We start from the raw sequence: 25,729 nt of genomic DNA, 5'->3' as shown, positions 1-25,729 counted from the left end.
GATGCAGCACACAACCGGCGGCCGCAAGCCGGTAAGCCGACCGCGCTGACGGTGTTTAAATACCCTTTGCCGGGTATAACTGAGAATTGGGATTTCCTGACATGACCTCGCTCGACAGCTTCAAATGCCGCAAGACCCTCAAGGTCGGTGGCAAGACCTACGTGTATTACAGCCTGCCCGCCGCCGAGAAGAACGGTCTGAAGGGAATTTCCAAGCTCCCCTATTCGATGAAGGTGCTGCTGGAAAACCTGCTGCGTTTTGAAGACGATCGTACGGTCAAGAAGGCCGACATCGTCGCGGTGTCGAAATGGCTGAAAACCCGCAAGCTCGAGCATGAAATCTCGTTTCGCCCCGCACGCGTGCTGATGCAGGATTTCACCGGCGTGCCGGCGGTGGTCGATCTCGCCGCGATGCGTAACGCGATGCAGGCGCTCGGCGGCGATGCCGCAAAAATCAACCCTCTGGTGCCGGTCGACCTCGTCATCGACCACAGCGTGATCGTCAATTTCTTCGGTGACAACAAGGCGTTCGGCAAGAACGTGGTCGAGGAATACAAGCAGAACCAGGAGCGCTACGAGTTCCTGAAGTGGGGCCAGAAGGCGTTCACGAATTTCTCGGTGGTGCCGCCCGGCACCGGCATCTGTCACCAGGTCAATCTCGAATACCTCGCCCAGACGGTGTGGACCCGCAAGGAGAAGATGACGGTCGGCAGGAAGACCGGCACTTTCGAAGTCGCCTATCCCGACACGCTGGTCGGCACCGATTCGCACACCACGATGGTCAACGGTCTCGCCGTGCTGGGCTGGGGCGTTGGCGGCATCGAGGCGGAAGCTGCGATGCTCGGCCAGCCGCAGTCGATGCTGCTGCCCGAAGTGATCGGCTTCAAGCTCAAGGGCCAGATGAAGGAAGGCGTCACCGCCACCGACCTGGTGCTGACCGTGACGCAGATGCTGCGCAAGCAGGGCGTGGTCGGAAAGTTCGTCGAATTCTACGGCCCCGGCCTTGATTATCTGTCGGTCGCGGACAAGGCGACGATCGGCAACATGGCGCCGGAATATGGCGCGACCTGCGGCTTCTTCCCGGTCGATGCCGCGACCATCGATTATCTGAAAACCTCGGGCCGCAAGGCCGATCGCGTGAAATTGGTCGCGGCCTACGCCAAGGCGCAGGGCCTGTTCCGCACCGCCAAATCGGCCGATCCGGTGTTCACGGAAACGCTGACGCTCGATCTTGCCGACGTGGTGCCCTCGATGGCCGGACCGAAGCGCCCCGAAGGCCGCGTCGCACTTCCGGCGGTCGCCGCGGGCTTCTCCGCGGCGATGACCAGCGAATACAAGAAGGCGGCGGATGCCTCGCATCGCTACGCCGTCGAGAACCGCAATTTCGATCTCGGCCATGGCGACGTCGTGATCGCCGCGATCACCTCCTGCACCAACACGTCGAACCCGAGCGTGCTGATCGGCGCAGGCCTGCTGGCCCGCAACGCCGCCGCCAAGGGCCTCAAGGCCAAGCCATGGGTCAAGACCTCGCTGGCGCCGGGCAGCCAGGTGGTCGCGGAATATTTGTCCAACTCCGGACTGCAGCTCGATCTCGACAAGGTCGGCTTCAACCTGGTCGGCTTCGGCTGCACTACCTGCATCGGCAATTCCGGCCCGCTGCCGGAGGATATTTCGAAGTCGATCAACGACAATGGCATCGTCGCCGCTGCCGTGTTGTCGGGTAACCGAAATTTCGAAGGCCGCGTGTCGCCGGACGTGCAGGCGAATTATCTCGCCTCGCCGCCGCTGGTCGTCGCCTATGCGCTGGCCGGCACCGTGACCAAGGACCTTTCGGTCGAGCCGATCGGCGAAGGCAAGGACGGCAAGCCGGTGTTCCTGAAGGACATCTGGCCGACCACCAAGGAAATCAACGCCTATATGAAGAAGTTCGTCACCGCGACGATCTTCAAGAAGCGCTACGCCGACGTGTTCAAGGGCGATACCAACTGGCGCAAGATCAAGACGGTCGAGAGCGAGACCTATCGCTGGAACATGAGCTCGACCTATGTGCAGAACCCGCCCTACTTCGAAGGCATGAAGAAGGAGCCGGAACCGATCGTCGACGTGGTCGATGCGCGGATTCTGGCGATGTTCGGCGACAAGATCACCACCGACCACATCTCGCCGGCCGGTTCGATCAAGCTGACCTCTCCGGCTGGAAAATACCTGTCGGAGCATCAGGTGCGTCCGGCCGACTTCAACCAGTACGGCACGCGGCGCGGCAACCATGAGATCATGATGCGCGGCACTTTTGCGAATATCCGCATCAAGAACTTCATGCTCAAAGGCGCTGATGGAAACATTCCGGAAGGCGGATTGACAAAACATTGGCCCGACGGCGAGCAGATGTCGATCTACGACGCGGCGATGAAGTACCAGGCCGAGCAGGTGCCGCTGGTGGTGTTCGCCGGCGCCGAATACGGCAACGGCTCGTCACGCGACTGGGCGGCAAAGGGCACCAGGCTGCTCGGCGTCCGCGCCGTGATCTGCCAGAGCTTCGAGCGCATCCATCGCTCCAACCTGGTCGGCATGGGCGTGCTGCCGCTGACCTTCGAGGACGGTCAGTCCTGGACATCGATCGGGCTGAAGGGCGACGAGAAGGTGACGATCCGCGGCCTGCAGGGCGATTTGAAGCCGCGCCAGAAGCTGACCGCGGAAATCGTGTCCGGCGACGGTTCGCTGCAGCGCGTTTCGCTGCTCTGCCGCATCGATACGCTCGACGAGCTCGACTACTACCGCAACGGCGGCATTCTGCACTATGTGCTGCGCAAGCTTGCGGCTTGAGTTCTGTTTTGGCGCGTTTTCTACCGCAGATAAGTCTACGCAATCTGCGTAAACTCGATTGCTATGCGAACCGGTATCCACCCCCGGATCAAGTCCGGGGGCATGCTTCGCTTGAAAACGCTTGAAACGCGGATTTGTGATCGGTGCCTCACTGCTACGTGAGTAGCGACCGGGAAGAAGGCGGCCTATGAAAAGGCCGCTTTCTTGCGTCTGGGGTGCGCGCTTAGGGATAGAAAATCATGCCCCGTACAAATACGGATAGAAATCGCCAGGACCGGTTCGCAGTATGACAGCGATGATGGCCAATAGTTCGATTTCGCGATGGTCGAGTGCGCTTGGCGTCTGTGCCATTGTCGCGATTATCCGTCCCGCTCATGCCGACCCGCGCGCGGTCGTCGAGCTGTTCACCTCGCAAGGCTGCTCGTCGTGCCCGCCGGCCGACGAGATCATTGGCGAGCTTGCCAAGGATCCCAACGTGATCGCGCTGAGCATGCCGATCGAATATTGGGATTATCTGGGCTGGAAGGATACGCTGGCGGACTCGCGCTTCAGCGCGCGTCAGAAAGCCTATTCGCAAATGCGTGGCGATCGCGACGTCTACACGCCGCAGGTCATCGTCAACGGTTCGGCGAAGGTGGTCGGCAGCGATCGTGCAGGCATCGACAGCGCAATCCAGCACACCCAGAGAGCCGCCGGCGTGATGTCGGTGCCGGTGACGATGACGTTGTCCGGCAAGCACATCAACGTGTCGGTGGCGGCGAGCAACGCGCCGACTTCATCGCAGGGCGAAGTCTGGATTTGCTCGGTCTCGAAGGCGGTACCGATCTCGATCGGGCGCGGTGAAAACCGCGGCCGCCAGGTCACCTACTACAATGTGGTGCGCAACATCCTGAAGGTCGGGGACTGGAACGGCAATTCCGGAAGCTGGACCGTTCCGCTCGAAAACATCTCCCGCGACGGCGTCGATGCCGCGGTCGTCTATGTCCAGGACGGCAATCGCGAAAAGCCCGGCCCGATGCTGGGCGCGGCCTACACGCCGCTGCGCTGATTTCTCCCGTCGTCATTCCGGGATGCGCCACTTGGCGCAGGCCCGGAATCCATACGCATTATCGTGGTTATGGATTCCGGGCTCGCGCTTTCCGCGCCCCGGAACGACAACAGTGATGAAGCGCACCCCCCAAAAGAAAAAGGACCAACTTTCGTTGGCCCAGTGCGGGAGAAAGCTCCCCTGCGAACAGACCCGATCCCGACGGCCCCGGGGGGCTGGGGGCTGAGGAATCCGGAACCGAAAGGACCGGGTCAACGCAGGATTCACTTGTCGCAAGCCAGCGGGGCGGGCGATGGGCGGAAGTGGGGCAGCAATATGATTCCTCTAACGTTCCCGTGACTCGGTATTTCCGGCGTTGCCGGACGGTCTGTCGCGGTTTCCGTCGCAATTTCAAAGGGCCTTGCGGTGCCCGGCGGTTAGCGCGATCATGTCATTGTCATGATCCCGAAAATCAGGGACAGGTTTTTCGGAACAAGGCCATGCCGGAGACGACAGGAGGCGCTCGATGAGTTCGATGTCGGAGGACACTGATCCAAGCGGGAGTCGCGCAGTGGCGCGCACCGCCACTGCAAGTCCGCTGCCGAATAGCGTTACGTTCAATCGCCTGGAGCTCAATCGCATCCTCAATCTGTACGGCCGCATGGTCGCCGATGGCGAGTGGCGCGATTATGCCATCGACTTCCTGAAGGACCGCGCGGTGTTCTCGGTGTTCCGCCGCGCCTCCGAAGTCCCGATCTATCGCATCGAGAAGGATCCGCGGCTGGCGCGCAAGCAGGGCATGTACAGCGTGATCTCGGCGACGGGGCTGATCCTGCGCCGCGGCCATGAGCTGGAGCGCGTGCTGCTGGTGATCGATCGCAAGCTGGCGGTTGTCTAGACTCTACTGTGCATGGGGTTGTTTTCGCGATTTTGTGTCCAGCCGCGCAGGGTGGGCAAAGGCGCGTTTGCGCCGTGCGCACCAACTATCTGGACCGTCGCCTCGAATGGTGGGCGCGCTTGCGCTTTGCCCACCCTGCGATTCTAAGCTTCCGAATCCGCCGGTACCGTCGTGGCGCCTTCGCCGAGCGCGCGCTGCATCATCACCGTGTCCAGCCAGCGTCCGAATTTGAGACCGACGCAGGGGTGTGTCCCGATCATCTGGAAGCCGGTCTTGGTGTGGACGCCGATCGAGCCGGCGTTGGCGGAATCGCCGATGACGGCGATCATTTGCCGGTAGCCCCGCGCTTCGCATTCGGCGATCAGCCGCTGCAGCAGCAGCAGGCCGATGCCGCGGCGGTGGGTCGCCGGCTGCAGATAGACCGAGTTCTCCACCGTGAAGCGATAGGCCGGCCGAGGGCGGTAGGGGCCTGCATAGGCATATCCGATCACCCGGCCTTCCACCGCGGCGACGAAATACGGGAAACCCCCTTCCATCAGCGCGCGGAACCGCCGGGTCATCTCGGCGAGATCGGGCGGGATCAGCTCGAATGTCGCGGTGCCGTAGCGCACCGCGTGCTCGTAGATTTCGGTGACAAAGGGGAGGTCGGCCTCGGTGGCGGGCCTGATATCGGGAGTAGACATGGTGACAGATTATTTTTGCTGGCCGCAAAAGAAAAGCCCCGGCCGCGAGGCCGGGGCTTCAATTCTTTGGCTGGGCTGGAGCGCTAGTCGCGCTGGCCAAGCAGCTGCAGCAGCAGCGTGAACAGGTTGATGAAGTTCAGGTAGAGCGAAAGTGCGCCGGTAATCGCCGCCTTTTCCGCAATGTCACCGCCCTGCGAGGCATAGCCGTAGATGTAGTCGTTCTTCAGCCGCTGGGTGTCATAGGCGGTGAGGCCCGCGAACACCAGCACGCCCACCACCGAGATGATGAACTGCAGCATCGAGCTGCCGAGGAAGATGTTGACCACGCTCGCGATGATGATGCCGATCAGGCCCATGAACAGGAACGACGCCATGCCGCTCATGTCACGTTTGGTGGTGTAGCCGTAGAGGCTCAGCGCGCCGAAGGTCGCCGCCGTGATGAAGAACACCCGCACGATCGAGGTGTGGGTGTACACCAGGAAGATCGACGACAGCGATACGCCCATCAGCGCCGCGAACGCCCAGAACAGCAATTGCGCCGTCGCGGGCCTCAGCCGGTTGATGCCAAACGAGATCGCGAACACCATGACCAGCGGCGCGAGGATAAACAGCCACTTCAGCGGGCTGACATACATCGCGTAGCCGAACGGCGTCAGGAACTCCCTGCCGAACTTGGCGACGCCGGCCGACTGATCCGGGGTCACCGCCATCATATAGACGCCGAGCGCCGCCAGACCGGTGATGGCCAGGCCGATCGACATGTAATTGTAGATGCGCAGCATGTACGCGCGCAGACCGGCATCGACGGCCGCGGCATCGACGCGTCCGGCGGCCCGGCCGAAAGGAGAAGCGTAGTTACGGTCTAGGTCCGACATGGTCGAATTCCCGTTGGTTGCCCGGCGGATCGCAAGGGGTTTGCGTCGCCGGTTAGAATATCTAGCCCAAAGGCCGCGATTTGCTGACATTAATTCGGTGTCATCAAACCGGCCTCTGTCCCAGGCTGGTATGTGGGAAACTAACACATTCGCTGCAAGCTTCCACGCGCGGCTGAATGTCGCTCTAGATCGCTATTTTCCAGCAAAAGCAGCGTTAACGCGGCCTTGCCGCCCGCTACAAATTGTCACAAATTTCGCAGCACGCTGGCCGGCTTCTGGTTCAGGGCCAGCAACGTGCCGGCGAGTCCGAGGCCTACCGTGACAATCAGGGCCGCGGCGACAACGCCGGCAGCGCTGCCGGCCTGCCAGATGAAGCTCAGCGTCATCATCCGGGTCACGATCAGCCAGGCCGCGACCGAGCCTGCGATCACGCCGAACACCGCCGTGGCCAGGCCGATCATCAGGTATTCCAGCGCGTAGGCGCCAAGCAGCCGCACCCGCGTCGCGCCCAGGGTCTTCAGGATCACCGCGTCGTAGACCCGGTGGCGATGGCCGGCGGCGAGCGCCCCGCCCAGCACCAGGATGGCCGAGATCAGCGTCACGGCGCTGGCGCCGCGAATCGCGAGCGTCAGATTGGTGACAACGGTGCCGATCGTGTCCAGCGCCTCGCGGACCCGCACACTGGTCACCATCGGGAACGCGTCGGCGACCTGCTTGATGATCCGGGCGTCGCCGGCCGGATCCGGGTGAGCCTCGGACAGGGTCGCGACATGGGTGTGCGGCGCGCCCTTGAAGGCGTTGGGCGAGAACACCAGCACGAAATTGATGCCGAGGCCCTGCCAGTCGACGTTGCGCAGATTGGCGATCTTCGCCGGGATGTCGCGGCCCAGCACATTGACGACGATCTCGTCGCCGATCTTGAGCTTCATTCCGTCGGCGATCTTTTTCTCCATCGAGACCAGCGGCGGCCCGCGATAGTCTGCGCTCCACCAATCGCCCTCGACGACTTTCGAGCCCTTGGGGATGTCGGCCGTATAGGTCAGGCCGCGGTCGCTCTGCAGCACCCATTCGGTATCCCGCGTTGGCTTGAGCTCGTCGGCCTTGACGCCGCGCGCCGCGACGATGCGTCCGCGCAGCATCGGCACATCCTCCACGGTCGATTGCGGCGCAGTTTGCTTGAGAAACGCGCCGAAGCGATCGGCTTCCGAGGTCGGGATGTCGATGAAGTAGAACGAGGGCGCGCGGTCCGGCAACGCCGCCAGGAACTGGCGGCGCAGATTGCCGTCGATCTGGGTGATGGTGACGAGGACGGCCAGGCCAAGGCCCAGCGACATCACGACCGAGGGCGTCAGCGCGCCGGGACGGTAGATGTTGGCAATCGCCAGCCGCAGCATGGTGATATCCGATCGCGGCAGCCGGCGGGCCAGCGCCATCAGGCCGGCGGCGACGCCGCGCAGCAGCGCGAACACCGCGACCGACGACGCGACGAACACGGCCGCGATGCGCTTGTCGTAGGCAAGGCCGATGGCAACCGCGATCAAAAGTGCAATCACGACGGCCATCAAGGCGAGGTATCGCCAGCGCGGACGGTGCCATTCGCGGGCGACTTCCTCGCGGAACAACGCCGCCACCGGCACGTCGTGCACCCGTCCGAGCGGCCACAGCCCGAACGCGAGCGCGGTCAGCAGGCCGTAGATGAAGGACAGTGCGAGCTCGTCGAGATGCAGCGCAGGGATCACCGGCAGCGGCAGCAGCTTGCCGAACAGGCCGACGATGACGAACGGCAGGGCCGCCCCGGCGACGAGCCCGATGATGGAGCCGATCCCGGCGAGCACGACCACCTGGGTCAGATAGATCGTGAAAACGTCGCGGCCGGTGGCGCCGAGCGCCTTGAACGAGGCGATGACGTCGCGGCGGCGGTCGATATGGCTCTTGACGGCGTTGGCGACGCCGACGCCGCCGACCAGGAGCGCGGCGAGGCCGACCAGCGTCAGAAACTGGGTGAAACGGCTGATGGTGCGCTCGAGTTGCGGCGAGGCGTTGGCGCGGCTGCGGATCCACCAGCCCGCCTCCGGCAGCGCGGCCCGCACGCTGTCGATCAGTTGGGTCGCGGCGCGCTCGTCGGCCGCGTTCTCAGGCAATTTTAGCCGGTAGATCCAGCGCACAAGGCTGCCGGGCTGCAGCAATCCGGTCGCGCGCAGACTGGTTTCGCTGACCAGGACGCGCGGGCCGAGCCCGACATTGCCGGCGAGCTTGTCCGGTTCGGCGCTGACCACGCTGCGGATCTGGTAGTTGGCGTTGCCGATGCTGATGCGGTCGCCAATCTTGAGATCGAGCCGCGCCAGCAGCACGGAATCCACCGCCGCGCCGAATACGCCGTCGCGCTCGGCCAACACGTCCGCCACCGGCATCTTGGGATCAAGCGTCAACTCCCCGAGCATCGGGTATTTGCCGTCCACCGCCTTGAGTTCGACCAGCGCCAGCCTGCCGTCGCCGCTGCGGGCCATGACCCGCAAGGCGGCCGCGACCGAAACCTCGCCGCGGGCGCGCAGGAAGGCGATCTCCTCTGGCGTGGCTTCGCGCTGGATCAGCGAGAACGCAACGTCGCCCCCCAGCAAGGTGCGGCCCTCCCGGCTCAGACCGTCGCTGAGGCTGGCCGCGACCGAACCGACGCCGGCGATCGCCATCACGCCGAGCGCGATGCAGGCGATGAACACGTAAAAGCCGCGCAGGCCGCCGCGCAGTTCGCGAAACGCGTAACGCAGGGCCAGTGATGACGAGCGGCGGCTGCCGCCAGCGGCTTCCGACGCCAGAGTCATGAAGTGGACTGTCCGTCGATGCGCCCTGAACGCAGCCGCACCACGCGGTCGCAGCGCTGTGCCAATGATGTGTCGTGCGTCACCAGCACCAGGGTCATGCCGCGCTCGGAATGCTTGGTGAAGAGCAGGTCGACGATCTGCTTGCCGGTCGCCTCGTCGAGATTGCCGGTCGGTTCGTCCGCGACGAGGATCGCAGGATCGGGCGCCAGCGCGCGTGCCAGCGCGACGCGCTGCTGCTCGCCGCCGGAGAGTTGCGTCGGATAATGATGCAGGCGATCGCCGAGGCCGACCGAGGTCAGCTCCTGCTCGGCGCGTTTGGCTGCATCGGGATTGCCGGCGAGCTCCAGCGGCACCGCGACGTTTTCCAGCGCCGTCATGGTCGGGATCAGATGGAACGACTGGAACACGATGCCGACCTGGCGGCCGCGGAAGCGGGCGAGGGCGTCCTCGTCGAGGGCATTGAACGGCGTGCCGTTGACTACCACTTCTCCGCTGTCAGGCCGCTCCAACCCCGCCATCACCATCAGCAAGGTCGACTTTCCCGAACCTGACGGTCCGATCAGGCCGATCGCTTCGCCCGGTGCCACACGAAGGCTGATATCTTTCAGGATATGAACGCGTGCCGCGCCCGTGCCGAGCGAGAGGTTGACGTTGGAAATGGAAATGGTGTCCGGCTCCAGGCCGGTTAGTGAAGAGGGTTCGATGAGACTGTCCATGGATCGGTCATATGGCAATTCCGCCGCCGGGGTCGAGGGCCGGATAGGCATGTTCGTGCACATACTCGTGTTGATTATGGCCTTGATGACGACACAGACGGTTTTTGCGCAAACCCCGGTCACACCCCCGGTAAAGCCTATCAAGATGGTCGTGCTCGGCGATTCCCTGAGTGCCGGCTATGGCCTGGCGGCGACCGGGGCGTTCCCCGTCCGCCTGCAAAAGGCGTTGGAAGCCAAGGGGATAAAGGTCGATATGATCAATGCCGGGGTGTCCGGTGACACCACCTCGGGCGGCCGCGATCGGCTCGACTGGTCGGTGCCGGAAGGAACCGAGGCCGTGATCCTCGAACTCGGCGCCAACGATGCCTTGCGCGGTACTGACCCGGCCGTCACCCGTGCCGCGCTCGCCGATATCCTGACCCGGCTGAAAGCCCGCAAGATCGCCGTCCTCCTGTGCGGGATGCTGGCGCCGCCGAATTATGGCAGCGAGTATGCGGCCCGCTTCAACGCGATCTACCCGGAGCTTTCGAAATCCTTCGGCGTTTCGCTCTATCCGTTTTTCCTGGAAGGCGTCGCCGCCGAGGCCAAGCTCAACCAGCCGGACGGATTGCATCCGACCGCTGAGGGCGTCGACATCATCGTGAAAAATATTCTGCCCAGTGTCGAGGCATTTCTTGGCGCGATAGCTGCGCAACGCAGCTGAAAATACAGCAGTGAATAACCCTACCCGATAGTTTTCCCCGTAGCTTTCCGGTCCAGTGGCGCCGGCTGCTTCGCAGGGTCATATAACTCAGGTAGAAATTGGTGATCGGTGATTCGTCATCGGGTTTCAGCATCGGGAGTCGAGCGATGCCGCGTTTGTTTGCTGGACTGGAAATTCCGGCCGAGATTGGCCAGACCCTTTCCAATTTGCGTGGCGGCCTTCCGGGCGCACGCTGGATCGATCCCGAAAATTATCACGTCACCTTGCGTTTCATCGGCGACATCGACGGCATGTCGGCGAATGAAATCGCCTCGATGTTGTTTCGGGTCAACCGCAAACCGTTCGAGGTCAAGGTGCAGGGCCTGCAAAGTTTCGGCGGGCGCAAGCCACGGGCGGTGGTGGCATCCGTCGAACCGAGCCGGCCGCTGATCGAATTGCAGGCCGAACTCGAGCGGATGATGCAACGCATGGGGCTCGATCCCGAGGGACGCAAATTCACCCCCCATGTGACGCTGGCGCGGCTGCACGACGCCTCGAGCCAGGATGTCGCCGACTATCTGTCGGTGCGCGGCTATTTCCCGAGCCGCACCTTCATGGCCTCGCGCTTCGTGCTGTTCTCGTCGCGCGCCTCCACCGGCGGCGGCCCCTATGTGGTCGAGGATTCCTACGCGCTGAGCGCGTGAGGCCTCCAACCTCTCCTCGTCATGGCCGGGCTTGTCCCGGCCATCCACGTCTTTGGACAGGCTGTGCAGCAAGACGTGGATGCCCGGGACAAGCCCGGACATGACGGTCGATATATTTGGGCATACCCCCACCACCAATTCACGGCTTGCAATTTTCGCACGCTTGGGGCCGTAAGGTGGGCCATGCTGTCGACCACCCCACCCACCTCGTTCCGCGCCCATTATCAGGGCCTGGTCACCTCCGGAGCGATCGAGGCCGACCCGGCGCAGGCCCGCGCTGCCGACGCCTTTGCGGCGCTGGAAGACCGGCTGTCCAGCTACAAGCCGCTGCGCAAGCAAAGCCTGCTCGGCCGGCTGTTCGCCGACAAGGACGAGCCGCCGCCGCGCGGGCTTTACGTCCATGGCGAGGTCGGCCGCGGCAAGACCATGCTGATGGATCTGTTTTTTCAGCAGAGCGCCATCGAGCACAAGCGCCGCGCGCATTTCCACGAATTCATGGCCGAGGTGCATGAGCGGATCTACGGCTACCGGCAGGACATCGCGCGCGGCGAGATCGCCGACGGCGATGTGATCGCACTGACCGCGAATGCGATCTTCGATCAGGCGTGGCTGCTGTGCTTCGACGAATTTCACGTCACCGATATTGCCGACGCCATGATCCTGGGCCGGCTGTTCACAAAGCTGTTCGAACTCGGCACCGTCGTGGTGGCGACCTCGAACGTGGCGCCCGACGACCTCTACAAGGGTGGCCTGAACCGCGCGCTGTTTTTGCCTTTCATCGCGCAGATAGCCGATCACATGGACGTGCTGCGGCTCGATGCGCGCACGGATTTTCGGCTGGAAAAACTCGCCGGCGTGAAGATGTGGCTGGTGCCGGCGGATGACGCCGCCGGTGACGCGCTCGACAAGGCCTGGCGCAAGATGACCGGCAACGCGCCCTGCAAGGCGCGCGATATCGCAATCAAGGGCCGCATCCTGCGGGTGCCCTGTTCGTCGCACGGCGTCGCCCGCTTTACCTTCGCCGAACTCTGCGAGCAGCCGCTGGCTGCGTCGGATTACCTTCGGCTGGCGCACGACTACCACACCATTCTCGTCGACCGCATTCCTGTCATGGACTACCCCGAGCGCAACGCCGCCAAGCGTTTCATCTCGCTGATCGATACGCTCTATGACAATGCCGTGAAGCTGATGGCCTCGGCGGAAGCCGATCCGGTGTCGCTGTATCTGGCAACCGATGGCAACGAGGCCAACGAGTTCAAGCGGACCTCGTCGCGGCTGATCGAAATGAGTTCCGAATCCTACCTGGCGCTCCCGCACGGCCGGAAGGATTCAGCCGCGAGCGGCTCCAGCACCGGGCTGGTGGAGACGTAGGATTCAATCTGGCCGTCAATCCGGGGCGCACGAAGTGCGAACCTCAGGTGCGCGGTTGCGCACCGGGGAATCTCGAGATTCCGGGTCTGATCCTTCGGATCATCCCGGAATGACGGTGGGCGTACTGGCATGCCTGATTGAAATCAAGGCAAGTCCGGCAGGAGGCCTACAATTGGGCACGCCGCGACTTGAACGTATCATTCGAAAGGGATAACCAGCCTCCCAGTTCACTCTCCATCCTCCTCTACGTCTCAGAAGGACAAATTTCCCATGGCGCGCGACAAGATTGCTTTGATTGGCTCCGGTCAGATCGGCGGAACGCTGGCTCACCTCATTGGCCTGAAGGAGCTCGGCGACGTCGTCATGTTCGACATCGCCGAGGGCGTGCCGCAGGGCAAGGCGCTCGACATTGCGCAGTCGTCGCCGGTCGACGGTTTTGACGCGCATCTGACCGGCGCCAATTCCTATGAGGCGCTCGACAATGCCAAGGTCTGCATCGTCACCGCCGGCGTGCCGCGCAAGCCCGGCATGAGCCGCGACGATCTGCTCAGCATCAACCTCAAGGTCATGGAGCAGGTCGGCGCCGGCATCAAGAAATACGCCCCCGACGCCTTCGTCATCTGCATCACCAACCCGCTGGACGCGATGGTGTGGGCGCTGCAGAAGGCTTCCGGCATGCCGCACAAGAAGGTCGTCGGCATGGCCGGCGTACTGGACTCCTCGCGGTTCCGCTATTTCCTCGCCGATGAATTCAACGTCTCGGTCGAAGACGTCACCGCCTTCGTGCTCGGCGGCCACGGCGACACCATGGTGCCGCTGACGCGCTACTCCACCGTCGCCGGCATTCCGCTGCCCGACCTCGTCAAGATGGGTTGGACCTCGCAGGCGCGGATCGACGAGATCGTCGATCGCACCCGCAATGGCGGCGCCGAGATCGTCAACCTGCTGAAGACCGGTTCGGCCTTCTACGCCCCGGCGGCTTCCGCCATCGCGATGGCCGAGAGCTATCTGAAGGACAAGAAGCGCGTGCTGCCCTGCGCCGCCTATCTCAACGGCGAATATGGCGTGAAGGACATGTATGTCGGCGTGCCCGTTGTGATCGGCTCCAAGGGTGTCGAGCGTATTGTCGAGATCGAGCTGGCCGGCAAGGACCGTGAAGCCTTCGACAAGTCGGTCGGCGCCGTGCAGGGCCTGGTCGATGCCTGCAAGAAAATCGCTCCCGATCTGTTGGGCCGTTGATTTTATTCAGCTTTCGCCCTGGAAACGGGGCGGAAGCGTTTCCGGCTTGCAGTTCTCTTGGTATATGGTATGCCAACTACCAATACCGGCGGGCCGTAGAACTTGCCGTATGAAGGTTTGGGGAGCGTCCAGATGAATATCCATGAATACCAGGCCAAGGCGTTGCTGCATGAATTCGGGGTGCCGATTTCGCGCGGCGTGCCGGTCTTGAAGGCCGCCGATTCGGAAGCCGCCGCCAAGGCGCTTCCCGGCCCGATCTGGGTCGTGAAAAGCCAGATCCACGCCGGCGGCCGCGGCAAGGGCAAGTTCAAGGAAGCTTCCGCCGGCGACAAGGGCGGTGTCCGCATCGCCAAGTCGGTCGCCGAGGTCAACGAGTTCGCCAAGCAGATGCTGGGCGCGACCCTCGTCACGATCCAGACCGGCGCCCACGGCAAGCAGGTCAACCGCCTCTACATCGAGGAAGGCTCCGACATCGACAAGGAGTTTTATCTCTCGATCCTGGTCGATCGCGAAACTTCTGAAGTCTCGTTCGTGGTCTCGACCGAAGGCGGCGTCAATATCGAGGACGTCGCGCACAACACGCCCGAAAAGATCATCACCTTCTCGGTCGATCCGGCCACCGGCATCATGGCCCATCACGGCCGAACGGTGGCGAAGGCACTGAAACTTTCCGGCGATCTGGCCAAGCAGGCCGAGAAGCTGGTCGCGCAGCTCTACACCGCCTTCATCGCCAAGGACATGGCGATGCTGGAGATCAATCCGCTCGTCGTCACCAAGCAGGGCGACCTGCGCGTGCTCGACGCCAAGGTCGCGTTCGACGACAACGCGATGTACCGCCATCCGGAAGTCGCCGCCCTGCGCGACGAGACCGAAGAGGACGCCAAGGAAATCGAGGCGTCGAAATACGATCTCAATTACGTCACGCTCGACGGCACCATCGGCTGCATGGTCAACGGCGCCGGCCTTGCGATGGCGACCATGGACATCATCAAGCTCTATGGCATGGAGCCCGCCAACTTCCTCGACGTCGGCGGCGGCGCGAGCAAGGAAAAGGTCGCGGCCGCTTTCAAGATCATCACCGCCGATCCGAACGTGAAGGGCATCCTCGTCAACATCTTCGGCGGCATCATGAAATGCGACATCATCGCCGAGGGCGTGGTCGCAGCTGTCAAGGAAGTCGGCCTGAAGGTGCCGCTGGTGGTTCGTCTTGAGGGCACCAATGTCGACGCCGGCAAGAAGATCATCCGCGAATCCGGCCTCAACGTGCTGCCCGCCGATAATCTCGACGATGCCGCACAGAAAATCGTGAATGCCGTCAAGGGAGGCTAGCGATGGCTGACCGTCTCGCCGCACCGACTGCCCTGGAGGAACACCGCAAGCTCGCCGTGTTTGCCGGCGAGTGGAGCGGCGAAGAGATGGTCTATCCCTCGCGCTGGAACGCGGGCGGCCCGGCGACCGCGCATGTCAAGGCGCGCATGGATCTCAACGGTTTTTATCTGATCCAGGACGCCGTCCAGACGCGCGACGGCAAGGAAAGCTTCGCCACCCATGGCGTGTTCACTTACGACCGCGAGGACCGCCACTACAAACTGTTCTGGCACGATTCGCTTGGCTACTACTCCCCGGCGCCGGCCTCCGGCGGATGGACCGGCAAGACGCTGATCCTGGTGCGCGGCTCGCTGCGCGGCAACGCGCGTCACGTCTACGAAGTCGTCGACGACAACAACTACACCATGAAAATCCAGTTCTCGCCTGATGCGGAAGGATGGGCCGACGTGCTCACCGGCACGTATCGGCGAATTCACTGATCCCGTCTCCGATCACCCAGGGAAGTAACATCCATCATGTCCGTTCTGATCGACAAGAATACCAAAGTCATCTGCCAGGGTTTTACCGGTAAGAACGGCACGTTCCATTCCGAAGCCGCGATCGCGTACGGCACCAAGATGGTCGGCGGCACTTCGCCGGGCAAAGGCGGTGCAACGCATCTGGGCCTGCCGGTGTTCGACACGGTTGCCGAAGCGCGTGAGAAGACCGGCGCCGATGCGTCGGTGATCTACGTACCGCCGCCGGGGGCTGCGGACGCGATCTGCGAGGCGATCGATGCGGAGATCCCGCTGATCGTCTGCATCACCGAAGGCATTCCGGTGCTGGACATGGTCCGCGTCAAGCGTTCGCTGTCGGGGTCGAAGTCCCGCCTGATCGGACCGAACTGCCCGGGTGTCATGACCGCGGGCGAATGCAAGATCGGCATCATGCCGGCCAACATCTTCAAGCCCGGTAGTGTCGGCATCGTCTCCCGTTCGGGCACGCTGACCTATGAAGCCGTGTTCCAGACCACCCAGGAAGGCCTCGGCCAGACCACGGCGGTCGGCATCGGCGGCGACCCGGTCAAGGGCACCGAATTCATCGACGTGCTGGAAATGTTCCTGGCCGATCCGAAGACCACCTCGATCATCATGATCGGTGAAATCGGCGGTTCCGCCGAGGAGGACGCCGCCCAGTTCATCAAGGACGAGGCCAAGCGGGGCCGCAGCAAGCCGATGGTTGGCTTCATCGCCGGCGTCACCGCCCCTCCCGGCCGCCGCATGGGCCATGCCGGCGCGATCATCTCCGGCGGCAAGGGCGACGCCGGTTCCAAGACCACAGCGATGGAATCGGCCGGAATCACGGTCTCTCCGTCGCCGGCAAGGCTTGGACACACCCTTGCCGAAAAATTGAAGTCCTAATTCAATTCTTGGTTCTTTTGGGCGGGAAATTTCGCGCTAAATAGGTTAGAGGTGCTTTAACTCGCTGGTCCGGGCCTCCGGACCGGCCAAAGCGCCGTTTTCCACGCGCGAAGCCAAAAATTACCAGGACGCCATCATGTCTCGCCAGGACGCGAATGCCGCATTTGCCCTTTCCTCCTTTTTGCAGGGCACCAACGCCACCTACATCGACGATCTCTACGCCCGCTACGAGCAGGACCCCGCTTCGGTCGATCCCGATTGGCAGGAGTTCTTCAAGAGCCTGAAAGACACCCCGGCCGACGTCCAGAAGAACGCCGAGGGCGCCTCCTGGGGCCGCGACAACTGGCCATTGACGCCGCGCGACGAGCTGACCTCGGCGCTGGACGGCAACTGGGCGCAGGTCGAAAAGGCTGTTGGCACCAAGCTGGCGGCCAAGGCGCAGGCCAAGGGCGCCGAAGTGGCGTCGGCCGACATCAACCAGGCGACGCGCGATTCGGTGCGCGCCTTGATGCTGATCCGCGCCTACCGCATGCGCGGTCATTTCCACGCCAAGCTCGATCCGCTCGGCATCGAAGCCCAGCGCGACCGCGAGGAGCTTGATCCGCGCACCTACGGTTTTGCCGAGGCCGATTTCGACCGCAAGATATTCCTCGATCACGTGCTCGGTCTGGAATACGGCACGCTTCGCGAAATCGTTGCGATCTGCGAGCGCACCTACTGCCAGACGCTCGGCGTCGAGTTCATGCACATCAGCAACGCGGCGCAGAAGGCCTGGATCCAGGAACGCATCGAAGGCCCGGACAAGGAAATCAGCTTCACCCCCGAGGGCCGGCGCGCGATCCTCAACAAGCTGATCGAAGCCGAAGGCTTTGAGAAATTCTGCGACATCAAATTCACCGGCACCAAGCGCTTCGGCCTCGACGGAGCTGAATCGCTGATCCCGGCGCTGGAGCAGATCATCAAGCGCGGCGGCAATCTCGGCGTGAAGGAGATCGTGCTCGGCATGCCGCATCGCGGCCGCCTCAACGTGCTGACGCAGGTGATGGGCAAGCCGCACCGCGCGCTGTTCCATGAATTCAAGGGCGGCTCCGCCAATCCCGACGCGGTCGAAGGCTCCGGCGACGTCAAATATCATCTCGGCGCCTCGTCGGACCGCGAGTTCGACAACAACAGGATCCATCTGTCGCTGACCGCCAACCCGTCGCATCTGGAAATCGTCGATCCCGTCGTGCTCGGCAAGGTGCGCGCCAAGCAGGACCAGCACGGCGATCCGCCGGACATGCGCATTTCGGTGCTGCCGGTGCTGATGCATGGCGACGCCGCCTTCGCCGGCCAGGGCGTGGTCGCCGAATGCTTCGGCCTGTCCGACCTGAAGGGCTACCGCACCGGCGGTTCGCTGCACTTCATCGTCAACAACCAGATCGGCTTCACCACCTATCCGCGCTACTCGCGCTCCTCGCCCTATCCGTCTGACGTCGCGAAGATGATCGACGCGCCGATCTTCCATGTGAACGGCGACGATCCGGAAGCCGTGGTGTTCGCGGCCAAGGTTGCGATCGAGTTCCGGCAGAAATTCCACAAGCCCGTCGTGATCGACATGTTCTGCTACCGCAGGCATGGCCATAACGAAGGCGACGAGCCGATGTTCACTCAGCCGGTGATGTACAAGAAGATCGCGTTGCATCCCGGCACGGTCGAGATCTATTCCAAGCGGCTGATCGCTGACGGCGTGTTGACCGAGGGCGAGGTCGAAAAGGCCAAGGCCGACTGGCGTGCGCGGCTCGATGCCGAACTCGAGGCCGGCTCGGGCTACAAGCCCAACAAGGCCGACTGGCTCGACGGCAAATGGGCGGGCTTCAAGTCCGCCGATCAGGAAGAGGATGCGCGCCGCGGCGTTACCGGCGTCGATACGGCTATCCTGAAGGATATCGGCCGCAAGATCACCAAGGTGCCCGACGGCTTCCGCGTTCACCGCACCATCCAGCGCTTCCTCGAAAATCGCGCCAAGGCGATCGACAATGGCGTCGGCATCGACTGGGCCACCGGCGAGGCGCTGGCGTTCTGCACGCTGATGCAGGAAGGCCGGCACGTCCGCCTGTCGGGGCAGGACTCCGAGCGCGGTACCTTCTCGCAGCGCCATTCGGTGCTGATCGACCAGGAGGACGAGAGCCGCTACACGCCGTTCAACCACCTCAGCCCCGATCAGGGCCATTACGAGGTGATCAACTCGCTGCTTTCGGAAGAGGCGGTGCTTGGCTTCGAGTACGGTTATTCACTGGCCGAGCCGAATGCGCTCGCGATGTGGGAAGCCCAGTTCGGCGACTTCGCCAACGGGGCGCAGGTGCTGTTCGACCAGTTCATCTCCTCGGGCGAACGCAAATGGCTGCGCATGTCGGGTCTCGTCTGCCTGCTGCCGCATGGCTATGAAGGGCAGGGACCGGAGCACTCCTCGGCGCGGCTCGAACGCTTCCTGCAGATGTGCGCCGAAGACAACATGCAGGTGGTCTATCCCACCACGCCGGCGAATTACTTCCACGTGCTGCGGCGCCAGCTGCATCGCGAAATCCGCAAGCCGCTGATCCTGATGACGCCGAAATCGCTGCTGCGCCACAAGCGGGCGGTGTCGCGGCTCGACGAGCTCGGCAAGGACGCCACGTTCCACCGCATCCTCTACGATGACGCGCAGATGCTGCCGGACGAGAAGATCAAGCTGGTGGACGACGACAAGATCCGCCGCATCGTGCTGTGCTCGGGCAAGGTCTATTACGATCTCTACGAGGAACGCGAGAAGCGCGGCATCGACGACATCTACCTGATGCGCGTCGAGCAGCTCTATCCGGTGCCGCTGAAGGCACTGGTGCACGAGCTCGCCCGCTTCAAGAACGCGGAAGTCGTCTGGTGCCAGGAAGAACCGCGCAACATGGGTGCGTGGCACTTCATCGAGCCCTATCTCGAATGGGTGCTGAACCAGATCCACGCGCCGAACAAGCGTCCGCGTTACGCCGGCCGCGCGGCGGCGGCGGCGACGGCCACCGGTTTGATGTCGAAGCATCTGGCGCAGCTCAAGGCGCTGCTGGATGACGCGCTGAACTGAAAACTTTGAATTCGTCATGCCCCGCGAAAGCGGGGCATCCAGCAACCCGCGCCGTCAATTGTGACCGTCACGGATTGCTGGATCGTCCGCCCCGGAACGATGACCGCACAGGATATATTGAGGAAAACACACATGACTGACATTCGCGTTCCGACGCTCGGCGAGTCCGTGACGGAGGCCACCATTGGCCGCTGGTTCAAGAAGGCCGGCGACGCCGTGGCGGTGGACGAGCCTTTGGTGGAGCTGGAGACCGACAAGGTCACCATCGAAGTCCCGGCGCCTTCAGCGGGCGTGCTGGGCGAGATCGCCGCCAAGGACGGCGAAACCGTCGCCGTCGGCGCGCTGCTCGGACAGATCAATGACGGCGCGGCAGGCGCCAAGCCGTCGGCCGCGCCGCCCAAGGCAGCTGCTCCCGCCGCGCCGCCGCCCGCCGCTGCCGCCGCACCTGCTGCGGCGCCAAAGGCCGCACCCGCGGACGCGCCGCTGGCGCCGTCGGTCCGGAAACTCTCCGTCGAAAGCGGCATCGATGCCGCTACCGTGCCTGGCTCCGGTAAGGATGGCCGCGTCACCAAGGGCGACATGCTGGCTGCGATCGAGAAGGCCGCTTCCGCGCCGACTCCGGTCAATCAGCCCGCCGCCGCCGTGCAGGTGCGAGCACCGTCGCCCGCCGACGATGCCGCGCGCGAAGAGCGCGTGAAGATGACGCGGCTGCGCCAGACCATCGCGCGCCGCCTGAAGGACGTGCAGAACACCGCGGCGATGCTCACGACCTTCAACGAGGTCGATATGAGCCACATCATGGCGATGCGGACGCAGTACAAGGACGTGTTCGAGAAGAAGCACGGCACCAAGCTCGGCTTCATGGGCTTCTTCACCAAGGCCTGCGTGCAGGCGCTCAAGGACATCCCGGCCGTCAATGCCGAGATCGACGGCACTGATCTGATCTTCAAGAATTACTACCATGTCGGCGTCGCCGTCGGCACCGACAAGGGCCTCGTCGTGCCTGTGGTACGCGACTGCGACCACAAGTCGATCTCCGACATCGAAAAGAGCATCGCCGATTTCGGCCGCCGCGCCCGCGACGGCCAGCTCAAGATCGACGAGATGCAGGGCGGCACCTTCACCATCACCAATGGCGGCATCTATGGTTCGCTGATGTCGACGCCGATCCTGAACGCCCCGCAATCCGCCATTCTCGGCATGCACAAGATCCAGGAGCGGCCGATGGCGATCGGCGGCAAGATCGAGATCCGCCCGATGATGTATCTGGCGCTGTCCTACGATCACCGCGTCATCGACGGCAAGGAAGCGGTCACCTTCCTGGTCCGCGTCAAGGAGAGCCTGGAAGATCCGGCGCGCCTGGTGCTGGATCTCTGATGGTCGCGTCCGAGTGCCCGCTGCTCGGCGGGTATTGGCGCGGCGTATTGATGGATGGGGGCGAATGTGACCGATAAAGTCGTTGTCATCACCGGTGGTAGCCGTGGCATCGGCCGCGCCACCGCGATTGCCGCGGCGGCCCGTGGCTTTCGTGTTGTCGTCGGTTACGCCAGCAACGAGGCGGCGGCGAACGAAGTCGTCACCGAGATCGAGCGCAAGAACGGCAAGGCTGTCGCTGTGAAATGCGACGTTGCCGAGGAAAGCGACATCCTCGCGCTGTTCAAGGCGGCCGATCAGTTCGGTACGTTAGGGGCGCTCGTCAATAACGGTGGTATTGTCGGTCAGAGCGGCGTGCGCGTTGACGAGATGTCGGCCGAGCGTATCCAGCGCGTGATGGCGGTCAACGTTACCGGGTCCATCCTGTGCGCACGCGAGGCCGTGAAGCGCATGTCGACCAAGCATGGCGGCAAAGGCGGCGTTATCGTCAATCTTTCCTCGGTCGCGGCGAGACTCGGTGCGCCCAATACCTATGTCGATTATGCGGCGTCGAAGGGTGCCGTGGATTCGTTCACGGTCGGTCTCGGTCATGAAGTTGCCGGCGAGGGCATTCGCGTCGCCGCGATCCGGCCCGGGCTGATCGATACCGAAATTCATGCTGCCGGCGGCGAGCCCGATCGTGCTCATCGTCTTGCGCACATGGTGCCGATGAAGCGCGTCGGCACCGCGGAAGAAATCGCCAATGCCATCGTCTGGCTGATGTCGGACGACGCTTCGTACGTCACCAGTGCCATCCTCGATGTATCGGGCGGCCGGTAATACCCTGTCATAGAATTCAGTTACGGGACTTCAATCATGGCTTCTTACGATCTCGTCGTCATCGGCACCGGTCCGGGCGGATATGTCTGCGCGGTGCGCGCCGCGCAACTCGGCATGAAAGTCGCCGTGGTCGAAAAGAACGCGACGCTGGGCGGCACCTGCCTCAACGTCGGCTGCATGCCGTCGAAGGCGCTGCTGCACGCGTCCGAGATGTTCGAGGAAGCCGGGCATTCCTTTGCGAAAATGGGCATCAGCGTTTCCGCGCCGAAACTCGATTTGCCGTCGATGATGAACTTCAAGCAGCAGGGTATCGACGGCAACGTCAAAGGCGTCGAGTTCCTGATGAAGAAAAACAAGATCGACGTCATCAGCGGCACGGGCAAAATTCTTGGTGCCGGCAAGGTCGAAGTGTCAGGGAGTGACGGCAAGGCGCAGACGGTCGAGACCAGGAACATCGTGATCGCCACCGGCTCCGATATCGCGCGGCTGAAGGGCATCGAGATCGACGAGAAGCGGATCGTGTCGTCGACCGGCGCACTGTCGCTCGACAAGGTCCCGTCGAGCCTGCTGATCGTCGGCGCCGGCGTGATCGGTCTCGAACTCGGTTCGGTGTGGCATCGTCTTGGCGCGAAAGTCACCGTGGTGGAGTTCCTCGACCGAATCCTGCCCGGCACGGATGGCGAGGTGGCAAAACAATTCCAGCGCATCCTCGAAAAGCAGGGCTTTGCGTTCAAGCTCGGCGCCAAGGTCACCGGCGTCGACACGTCAGGCAAGACGCTGTCAGTCAAGGTCGAGCCGGCCGCGGGCGGTGCGGCCGAGGCCATCGAAGCCGATGTGGTGCTGGTCTGCATCGGCCGCGTGCCCTACACCGACGGCCTTGGCCTGAAGGAGGCCGGTATCATCATCGACAATCGCGGCCGCGTCGAGATCGATGCGCATTTCTCGACCAGCGTGAAGGGCGTCTATGCGATCGGCGACGTGGTGGCGGGTCCGATGCTCGCGCACAAGGCCGAGGACGAAGGCGTGGCGTGTGCCGAGATCATCGCAGGGCAAGCCGGGCATGTGAATTACGACGTCATCCCAGGCGTTGTGTATACCACGCCGGAAGTGTCGTCGGTCGGCAAGACCGAGGAAGAGCTGAAGCAGGCGGGCGTCGCATACACCTCGGGCAAATTCCCCTTCACTGCCAACGGCCGCTCCAAGGTCAACCAGACCACGGACGGCTTTGTGAAGATTCTCGCAGATGCGAAGACCGATCGCGTGCTCGGCGTGCACATCATCGGCCGCGAAGCCGGCGAAATGATCCATGAAGCCGCCGTTCTGATGGAATTCGGCGGTTCCGCCGAGGATCTGGCACGAACCTGCCACGCGCATCCGACCCGCTCCGAGGCCATCAAGGAAGCAGCGCTTGCGGTCGGCAAACGGGCGATCCATATGTGATCGATGCCCGGCACACGCCGGGTCGAGATGACCCGATGATGCGCCGCCTACTTAAGCCGTTATGGGTTCTGCTTGCGATCATCTTCTTGATCGAAGCATGGCTGTGGGATCATCTCGAGCCGATCGTCGAGCGCGTTGTCGCGTGGATTCCGTTCCGTGCGTTCAAGCGATGGCTGTCCGAGCGTGTCGATACGCTGTCGCCGGCGATGACGTTGATCGTATTTGCGGTGCCGGTGATCCCGCTGTTTCCGCTCAAGCTGGTCGGGCTGTGGCTGCTGGCGAATGAATATTGGATCAGCGCGATCGTCGTCATCGTTCTCGGCAAGTTCGTCGGCGTCGGCGTCACCGCCTTCATCTTCGATGTGACGCGGCCGAAGCTGCTGAAGATGCAGTGGTTCAAAAAGGTTTATGAGTTCATCATGATGCTGCGCGCCAGGGCAGCTGCATTGGTCGAGCCGGTCAAGCGCCGGATCGCCGAGATGCTGCGCGGCGACGGCGAGGGCTGGTCAGGTCGGATGCTGAGGCTGATCCAGCGCTTTCGCAAACGCGTGCACGAAGCGCGGTAATCGAACTCACTCTCACTGAGATCGGCTTCACCTCCCCCGATGGGAGAGGTGAAGCACGCTACATCAAATGCACGGCATGCGGCGCGAACAGGCCGATCAAGGTGAATCCAATTCCGATCACGGCGAGCAGGGCGGAACCCCAGGCCAGCACGATCATGCCGGTGATGATGGTCGCCGATGCCAGCACGATGCCGATCTGGAACGCGGCCGAGGCGACTTCGTAGTGATGGTACTTGGCCATCGCCTCGTCGCGCAAATGTTCGGCTTGCTTGGCGCGCTTCATGAGCTCTTCCGAGCCCTCGCCGGTTTCCGGCTCCGAGCGATAGCGCGCCGCAGTCTTGGTCCAGTCGTCGATCTGCTTTTGCAGCGCCGCCTTTGCGGCCGGATCAGTAGTGACCCCGAGGCTCAGCTTGGCGTGCTCGGCGGTGGCCTGAACCGTGGTGCGGCGGATGCTCTTGGCCTGGAAGAACGCCCAAAGGTTCGACGCCTCGACATTTTTGCTGATCGATTCGGTCTGCGCGCCCTTGCCGAGGGTCTCCGACAGCGCAAGAAACAGCGCAATGACGGCGATCAGCAATGCGATTCTCTTGTTGGAGCTGGAAGCGTGCTCGGCGTGCTCCGCATGCTCCATACTTTCATGTGCGCCCATGATTCCCTCCTGCCAGGTGACCTGCTTACGATTGCCGGAACCATTCGGCCAGCGCAAGGGGCGGGCAGGGGAAGTGCACGATGTGACGATAGTATGTCGGAGCGCGGCCGGCGTTCAGCCGCGCGGATGCGCCGTCTTGTACACTTCCAGCAGCCGCTCGCTGTCGATGCCGGTATAGATCTGCGTGGTCGAGAGCGAGGCGTGGCCGAGCAATTCCTGGATCGCGCGCAGATCGCCGCCGCGCGACAGCAGGTGGGTAGCAAATGAATGCCGCAGCGCATGCGGCGTCGCGCTGTCGGGCAGGCCGAGCGCGCCGCGCAGCCGCTCCATGGTGAGCTGGATGATTCGCGGGCTGAGCGGCCCGCCGCGTGCGCCGACGAAAATCGGTCCCTCCGGGTTAAGCTGATGCGGGCAGACGGCGGTGTAATCGGCGATCAGCGCCAGCACGTTTTGCAGCACCGGCACCATGCGGGTCTTGTTGCCCTTGCCGGTCACGATGATGACGTCACCTTCGCCGGGCAGCGGAACGTCGCGCTTTTTCAGCCCGAGCGCCTCGGAGATGCGCAGGCCCGAACCATACAGCAGCGCCATCACGGCGGCGTCGCGCGCCCAGATCCAGGGATCGCGATCCTCGCCGGCGCGTTCGTCGGCATCGGCAAAACGTTTGGCGGCCGCCATCTGGATCGGTTTCGGCAGGCTCTTGCCGATTTTCGGCGCACGGATCGCCGAGAGCGCGCCGACCTTGCCCTTGCCTTCGCGCTCCAGGAAACGTCCGAACGAGCGCAGCCCCGCCAGCGCCCGCATCAGCGAGCGGCCCCCGATGTCGTCGGCGCGGCGCATCGCCATGAAGGCCCTGATGTCGCTGGCTTCCAGCGCTGCAAACCCCTTGAGCGTAACTTTTCGGCCCCAGTGCTCGGCGAGAAAGATCAGGCATTGCCGGAGGTCGCGGGCGTAGGCCTCCAGCGTCTTGGGCGACAGCCGCCGTTCGGCGCGCAGATGCGACAGCCAGCGCGTCATTTCCAGCGCCAGCGTCGCGTCGGCGCAATCGAGTTCGATCGGTTGAAGTGACGGAACAGGCTTGGTCATGGACTATGGGCGCCCTGATTCTCCTGATTATATCGCACCTCTTTCGTTTACCGTTCGCTAACTTGCCCCCAGCAGCGCCGGTGCCACTGGCCCTCGCCGTCGGGCGCCCCTAACTTGAGCGCCTCTTAACTTAAGT

21 protein-coding genes are annotated in these 25,729 nt (G+C 63.2%); 15 read left to right on the top strand and 6 right to left on the bottom strand.

The features are described 5' to 3' along the window. Window positions 1–101 precede the first annotated feature (101 nt). The 3 genes from acnA to JQ611_RS24780 all read left to right on the top strand — a co-directional run bounded on the left by acnA (window position 102) and on the right by JQ611_RS24780 (window position 4,747). Window positions 102–2,822, top strand: a complete 2,721-nt coding sequence (gene acnA / locus JQ611_RS24790; protein WP_212389398.1) for an aconitate hydratase AcnA — start codon at window positions 102–104, stop codon at window positions 2,820–2,822. Window positions 2,823–3,108: 286 nt separating this feature from the next. Continuing rightward, on the top strand, window positions 3,109–3,870 hold the full coding sequence (locus tag JQ611_RS24785; RefSeq protein WP_212267662.1) for a thioredoxin family protein: 762 nt from the start codon (window positions 3,109–3,111) through the stop codon (window positions 3,868–3,870). A gap of 505 nt (window positions 3,871–4,375) precedes the next feature. Then, the gene (locus JQ611_RS24780) at window positions 4,376–4,747 is read left to right on the top strand and encodes a DUF2794 domain-containing protein (protein WP_211999183.1); all 372 of its coding nucleotides are present in this window, start codon (window positions 4,376–4,378) and stop codon (window positions 4,745–4,747) included. A 143-nt stretch (window positions 4,748–4,890) separates the two neighbouring features. On the opposite strand, the gene JQ611_RS24775 is transcribed toward JQ611_RS24780, so the two are convergent. From JQ611_RS24775 to JQ611_RS24760, 4 genes are all read right to left on the bottom strand, one after another. Beyond that, the gene (locus JQ611_RS24775) at window positions 4,891–5,430 is read right to left on the bottom strand and encodes a GNAT family N-acetyltransferase (protein ID WP_212466851.1); all 540 of its coding nucleotides are present in this window, start codon (window positions 5,428–5,430) and stop codon (window positions 4,891–4,893) included. A gap of 83 nt (window positions 5,431–5,513) precedes the next feature. Then, complete coding sequence (locus JQ611_RS24770) at window positions 5,514–6,305, bottom strand: Bax inhibitor-1/YccA family protein (RefSeq protein ID WP_212267666.1); 792 nt, start codon at window positions 6,303–6,305, stop codon at window positions 5,514–5,516. A gap of 245 nt (window positions 6,306–6,550) precedes the next feature. After that, window positions 6,551–9,124, bottom strand: a complete 2,574-nt coding sequence (locus tag JQ611_RS24765) for an ABC transporter permease (protein WP_212466850.1) — start codon at window positions 9,122–9,124, stop codon at window positions 6,551–6,553. Then, a complete protein-coding gene (locus tag JQ611_RS24760; protein WP_212273355.1) occupies window positions 9,121–9,840 on the bottom strand; it encodes an ABC transporter ATP-binding protein in 720 nt (239 codons plus the stop codon). Before JQ611_RS24760 ends, JQ611_RS24765 begins: the two co-directional genes overlap by 4 nt. Window positions 9,841–9,895: 55 nt before the next feature. Between JQ611_RS24760 and JQ611_RS24755 the strand changes: the two genes are divergently transcribed. The 12 genes from JQ611_RS24755 (at window position 9,896) to JQ611_RS24700 (ending at window position 23,858) form a co-directional block, all read left to right on the top strand. Beyond that, window positions 9,896–10,543 (top strand): arylesterase, encoded by a 648-nt coding sequence (locus JQ611_RS24755; RefSeq protein WP_409411296.1) that lies wholly within the window; start codon window positions 9,896–9,898, stop codon window positions 10,541–10,543. 146 nt (window positions 10,544–10,689) lie between these two features. After that, the gene (gene thpR / locus JQ611_RS24750) at window positions 10,690–11,226 is read left to right on the top strand and encodes an RNA 2',3'-cyclic phosphodiesterase (RefSeq protein ID WP_192739017.1); all 537 of its coding nucleotides are present in this window, start codon (window positions 10,690–10,692) and stop codon (window positions 11,224–11,226) included. Between the two features lie 183 nt (window positions 11,227–11,409). Further along, the gene (gene zapE / locus JQ611_RS24745; protein WP_212466849.1) at window positions 11,410–12,597 is read left to right on the top strand and encodes a cell division protein ZapE; all 1,188 of its coding nucleotides are present in this window, start codon (window positions 11,410–11,412) and stop codon (window positions 12,595–12,597) included. Between the two features lie 270 nt (window positions 12,598–12,867). Then, entirely contained in the window at window positions 12,868–13,836 is a 969-nt protein-coding gene (mdh, locus tag JQ611_RS24740; protein WP_192739019.1) for a malate dehydrogenase, read from the top strand. A 132-nt stretch (window positions 13,837–13,968) separates the two neighbouring features. Further along, window positions 13,969–15,165 (top strand): ADP-forming succinate--CoA ligase subunit beta, encoded by a 1,197-nt coding sequence (gene sucC, locus JQ611_RS24735; RefSeq protein ID WP_212466848.1) that lies wholly within the window; start codon window positions 13,969–13,971, stop codon window positions 15,163–15,165. Window positions 15,166–15,167: 2 nt separating this feature from the next. Then, window positions 15,168–15,644: a DUF1579 family protein gene (locus JQ611_RS24730; RefSeq protein WP_212267682.1), complete on the top strand. Its 477-nt coding sequence runs from the start codon at window positions 15,168–15,170 to the stop codon at window positions 15,642–15,644. A 36-nt stretch (window positions 15,645–15,680) separates the two neighbouring features. Next, window positions 15,681–16,565: a succinate--CoA ligase subunit alpha gene (gene sucD / locus JQ611_RS24725; RefSeq protein WP_211999191.1), complete on the top strand. Its 885-nt coding sequence runs from the start codon at window positions 15,681–15,683 to the stop codon at window positions 16,563–16,565. Window positions 16,566–16,701: 136 nt separating this feature from the next. Then, on the top strand, window positions 16,702–19,659 hold the full coding sequence (locus JQ611_RS24720) for a 2-oxoglutarate dehydrogenase E1 component (RefSeq protein WP_212267685.1): 2,958 nt from the start codon (window positions 16,702–16,704) through the stop codon (window positions 19,657–19,659). A gap of 132 nt (window positions 19,660–19,791) precedes the next feature. Further along, window positions 19,792–21,036, top strand: a complete 1,245-nt coding sequence (odhB, locus tag JQ611_RS24715) for a 2-oxoglutarate dehydrogenase complex dihydrolipoyllysine-residue succinyltransferase (protein WP_212466847.1) — start codon at window positions 19,792–19,794, stop codon at window positions 21,034–21,036. A 66-nt stretch (window positions 21,037–21,102) separates the two neighbouring features. Continuing rightward, window positions 21,103–21,852: an SDR family oxidoreductase gene (locus tag JQ611_RS24710; RefSeq protein ID WP_312012151.1), complete on the top strand. Its 750-nt coding sequence runs from the start codon at window positions 21,103–21,105 to the stop codon at window positions 21,850–21,852. Between the two features lie 36 nt (window positions 21,853–21,888). Then, window positions 21,889–23,292, top strand: a complete 1,404-nt coding sequence (gene lpdA / locus JQ611_RS24705) for a dihydrolipoyl dehydrogenase (RefSeq protein ID WP_212466845.1) — start codon at window positions 21,889–21,891, stop codon at window positions 23,290–23,292. A 35-nt stretch (window positions 23,293–23,327) separates the two neighbouring features. Further along, a complete protein-coding gene (locus tag JQ611_RS24700) occupies window positions 23,328–23,858 on the top strand; it encodes a hypothetical protein (protein WP_212389503.1) in 531 nt (176 codons plus the stop codon). 58 nt (window positions 23,859–23,916) lie between these two features. Here the strand turns inward: JQ611_RS24700 and JQ611_RS24695 are convergent, their stop codons facing one another. Further along, window positions 23,917–24,507: a DUF4337 domain-containing protein gene (locus tag JQ611_RS24695; protein WP_212267694.1), complete on the bottom strand. Its 591-nt coding sequence runs from the start codon at window positions 24,505–24,507 to the stop codon at window positions 23,917–23,919. A 114-nt stretch (window positions 24,508–24,621) separates the two neighbouring features. Beyond that, the gene (locus JQ611_RS24690; protein WP_212267696.1) at window positions 24,622–25,593 is read right to left on the bottom strand and encodes a tyrosine recombinase XerC; all 972 of its coding nucleotides are present in this window, start codon (window positions 25,591–25,593) and stop codon (window positions 24,622–24,624) included. Window positions 25,594–25,729 lie beyond the last annotated feature (136 nt).

The organism is Bradyrhizobium sp. AUGA SZCCT0182 (genome assembly GCF_018130185.1).
In the GTDB taxonomy this organism is placed as follows: domain Bacteria; phylum Pseudomonadota; class Alphaproteobacteria; order Rhizobiales; family Xanthobacteraceae; genus Bradyrhizobium.
Note: the sequence above shows the minus strand (reverse complement) of the source record. Positions and strands in the feature narration are given on the sequence as shown.

Coding starts and splice junctions, on each gene's coding strand:
- acnA (WP_212389398.1), top strand. CDS start 102: ATGACCTCGCTCGACAGCTTCAAATGCCGCAAGACCCTCAAGGTCGGT.
- JQ611_RS24785 (WP_212267662.1), top strand. CDS start 3,109: ATGACAGCGATGATGGCCAATAGTTCGATTTCGCGATGGTCGAGTGCG.
- JQ611_RS24780 (WP_211999183.1), top strand. CDS start 4,376: ATGAGTTCGATGTCGGAGGACACTGATCCAAGCGGGAGTCGCGCAGTG.
- JQ611_RS24775 (WP_212466851.1), bottom strand. CDS start 5,430: ATGTCTACTCCCGATATCAGGCCCGCCACCGAGGCCGACCTCCCCTTT.
- JQ611_RS24770 (WP_212267666.1), bottom strand. CDS start 6,305: ATGTCGGACCTAGACCGTAACTACGCTTCTCCTTTCGGCCGGGCCGCC.
- JQ611_RS24765 (WP_212466850.1), bottom strand. CDS start 9,124: ATGACTCTGGCGTCGGAAGCCGCTGGCGGCAGCCGCCGCTCGTCATCA.
- JQ611_RS24760 (WP_212273355.1), bottom strand. CDS start 9,840: ATGGACAGTCTCATCGAACCCTCTTCACTAACCGGCCTGGAGCCGGAC.
- thpR (WP_192739017.1), top strand. CDS start 10,690: ATGCCGCGTTTGTTTGCTGGACTGGAAATTCCGGCCGAGATTGGCCAG.
- zapE (WP_212466849.1), top strand. CDS start 11,410: ATGCTGTCGACCACCCCACCCACCTCGTTCCGCGCCCATTATCAGGGC.
- mdh (WP_192739019.1), top strand. CDS start 12,868: ATGGCGCGCGACAAGATTGCTTTGATTGGCTCCGGTCAGATCGGCGGA.
- sucC (WP_212466848.1), top strand. CDS start 13,969: ATGAATATCCATGAATACCAGGCCAAGGCGTTGCTGCATGAATTCGGG.
- JQ611_RS24730 (WP_212267682.1), top strand. CDS start 15,168: ATGGCTGACCGTCTCGCCGCACCGACTGCCCTGGAGGAACACCGCAAG.
- sucD (WP_211999191.1), top strand. CDS start 15,681: ATGTCCGTTCTGATCGACAAGAATACCAAAGTCATCTGCCAGGGTTTT.
- JQ611_RS24720 (WP_212267685.1), top strand. CDS start 16,702: ATGTCTCGCCAGGACGCGAATGCCGCATTTGCCCTTTCCTCCTTTTTG.
- odhB (WP_212466847.1), top strand. CDS start 19,792: ATGACTGACATTCGCGTTCCGACGCTCGGCGAGTCCGTGACGGAGGCC.
- lpdA (WP_212466845.1), top strand. CDS start 21,889: ATGGCTTCTTACGATCTCGTCGTCATCGGCACCGGTCCGGGCGGATAT.
- JQ611_RS24700 (WP_212389503.1), top strand. CDS start 23,328: ATGATGCGCCGCCTACTTAAGCCGTTATGGGTTCTGCTTGCGATCATC.
- JQ611_RS24695 (WP_212267694.1), bottom strand. CDS start 24,507: ATGGGCGCACATGAAAGTATGGAGCATGCGGAGCACGCCGAGCACGCT.
- JQ611_RS24690 (WP_212267696.1), bottom strand. CDS start 25,593: ATGACCAAGCCTGTTCCGTCACTTCAACCGATCGAACTCGATTGCGCC.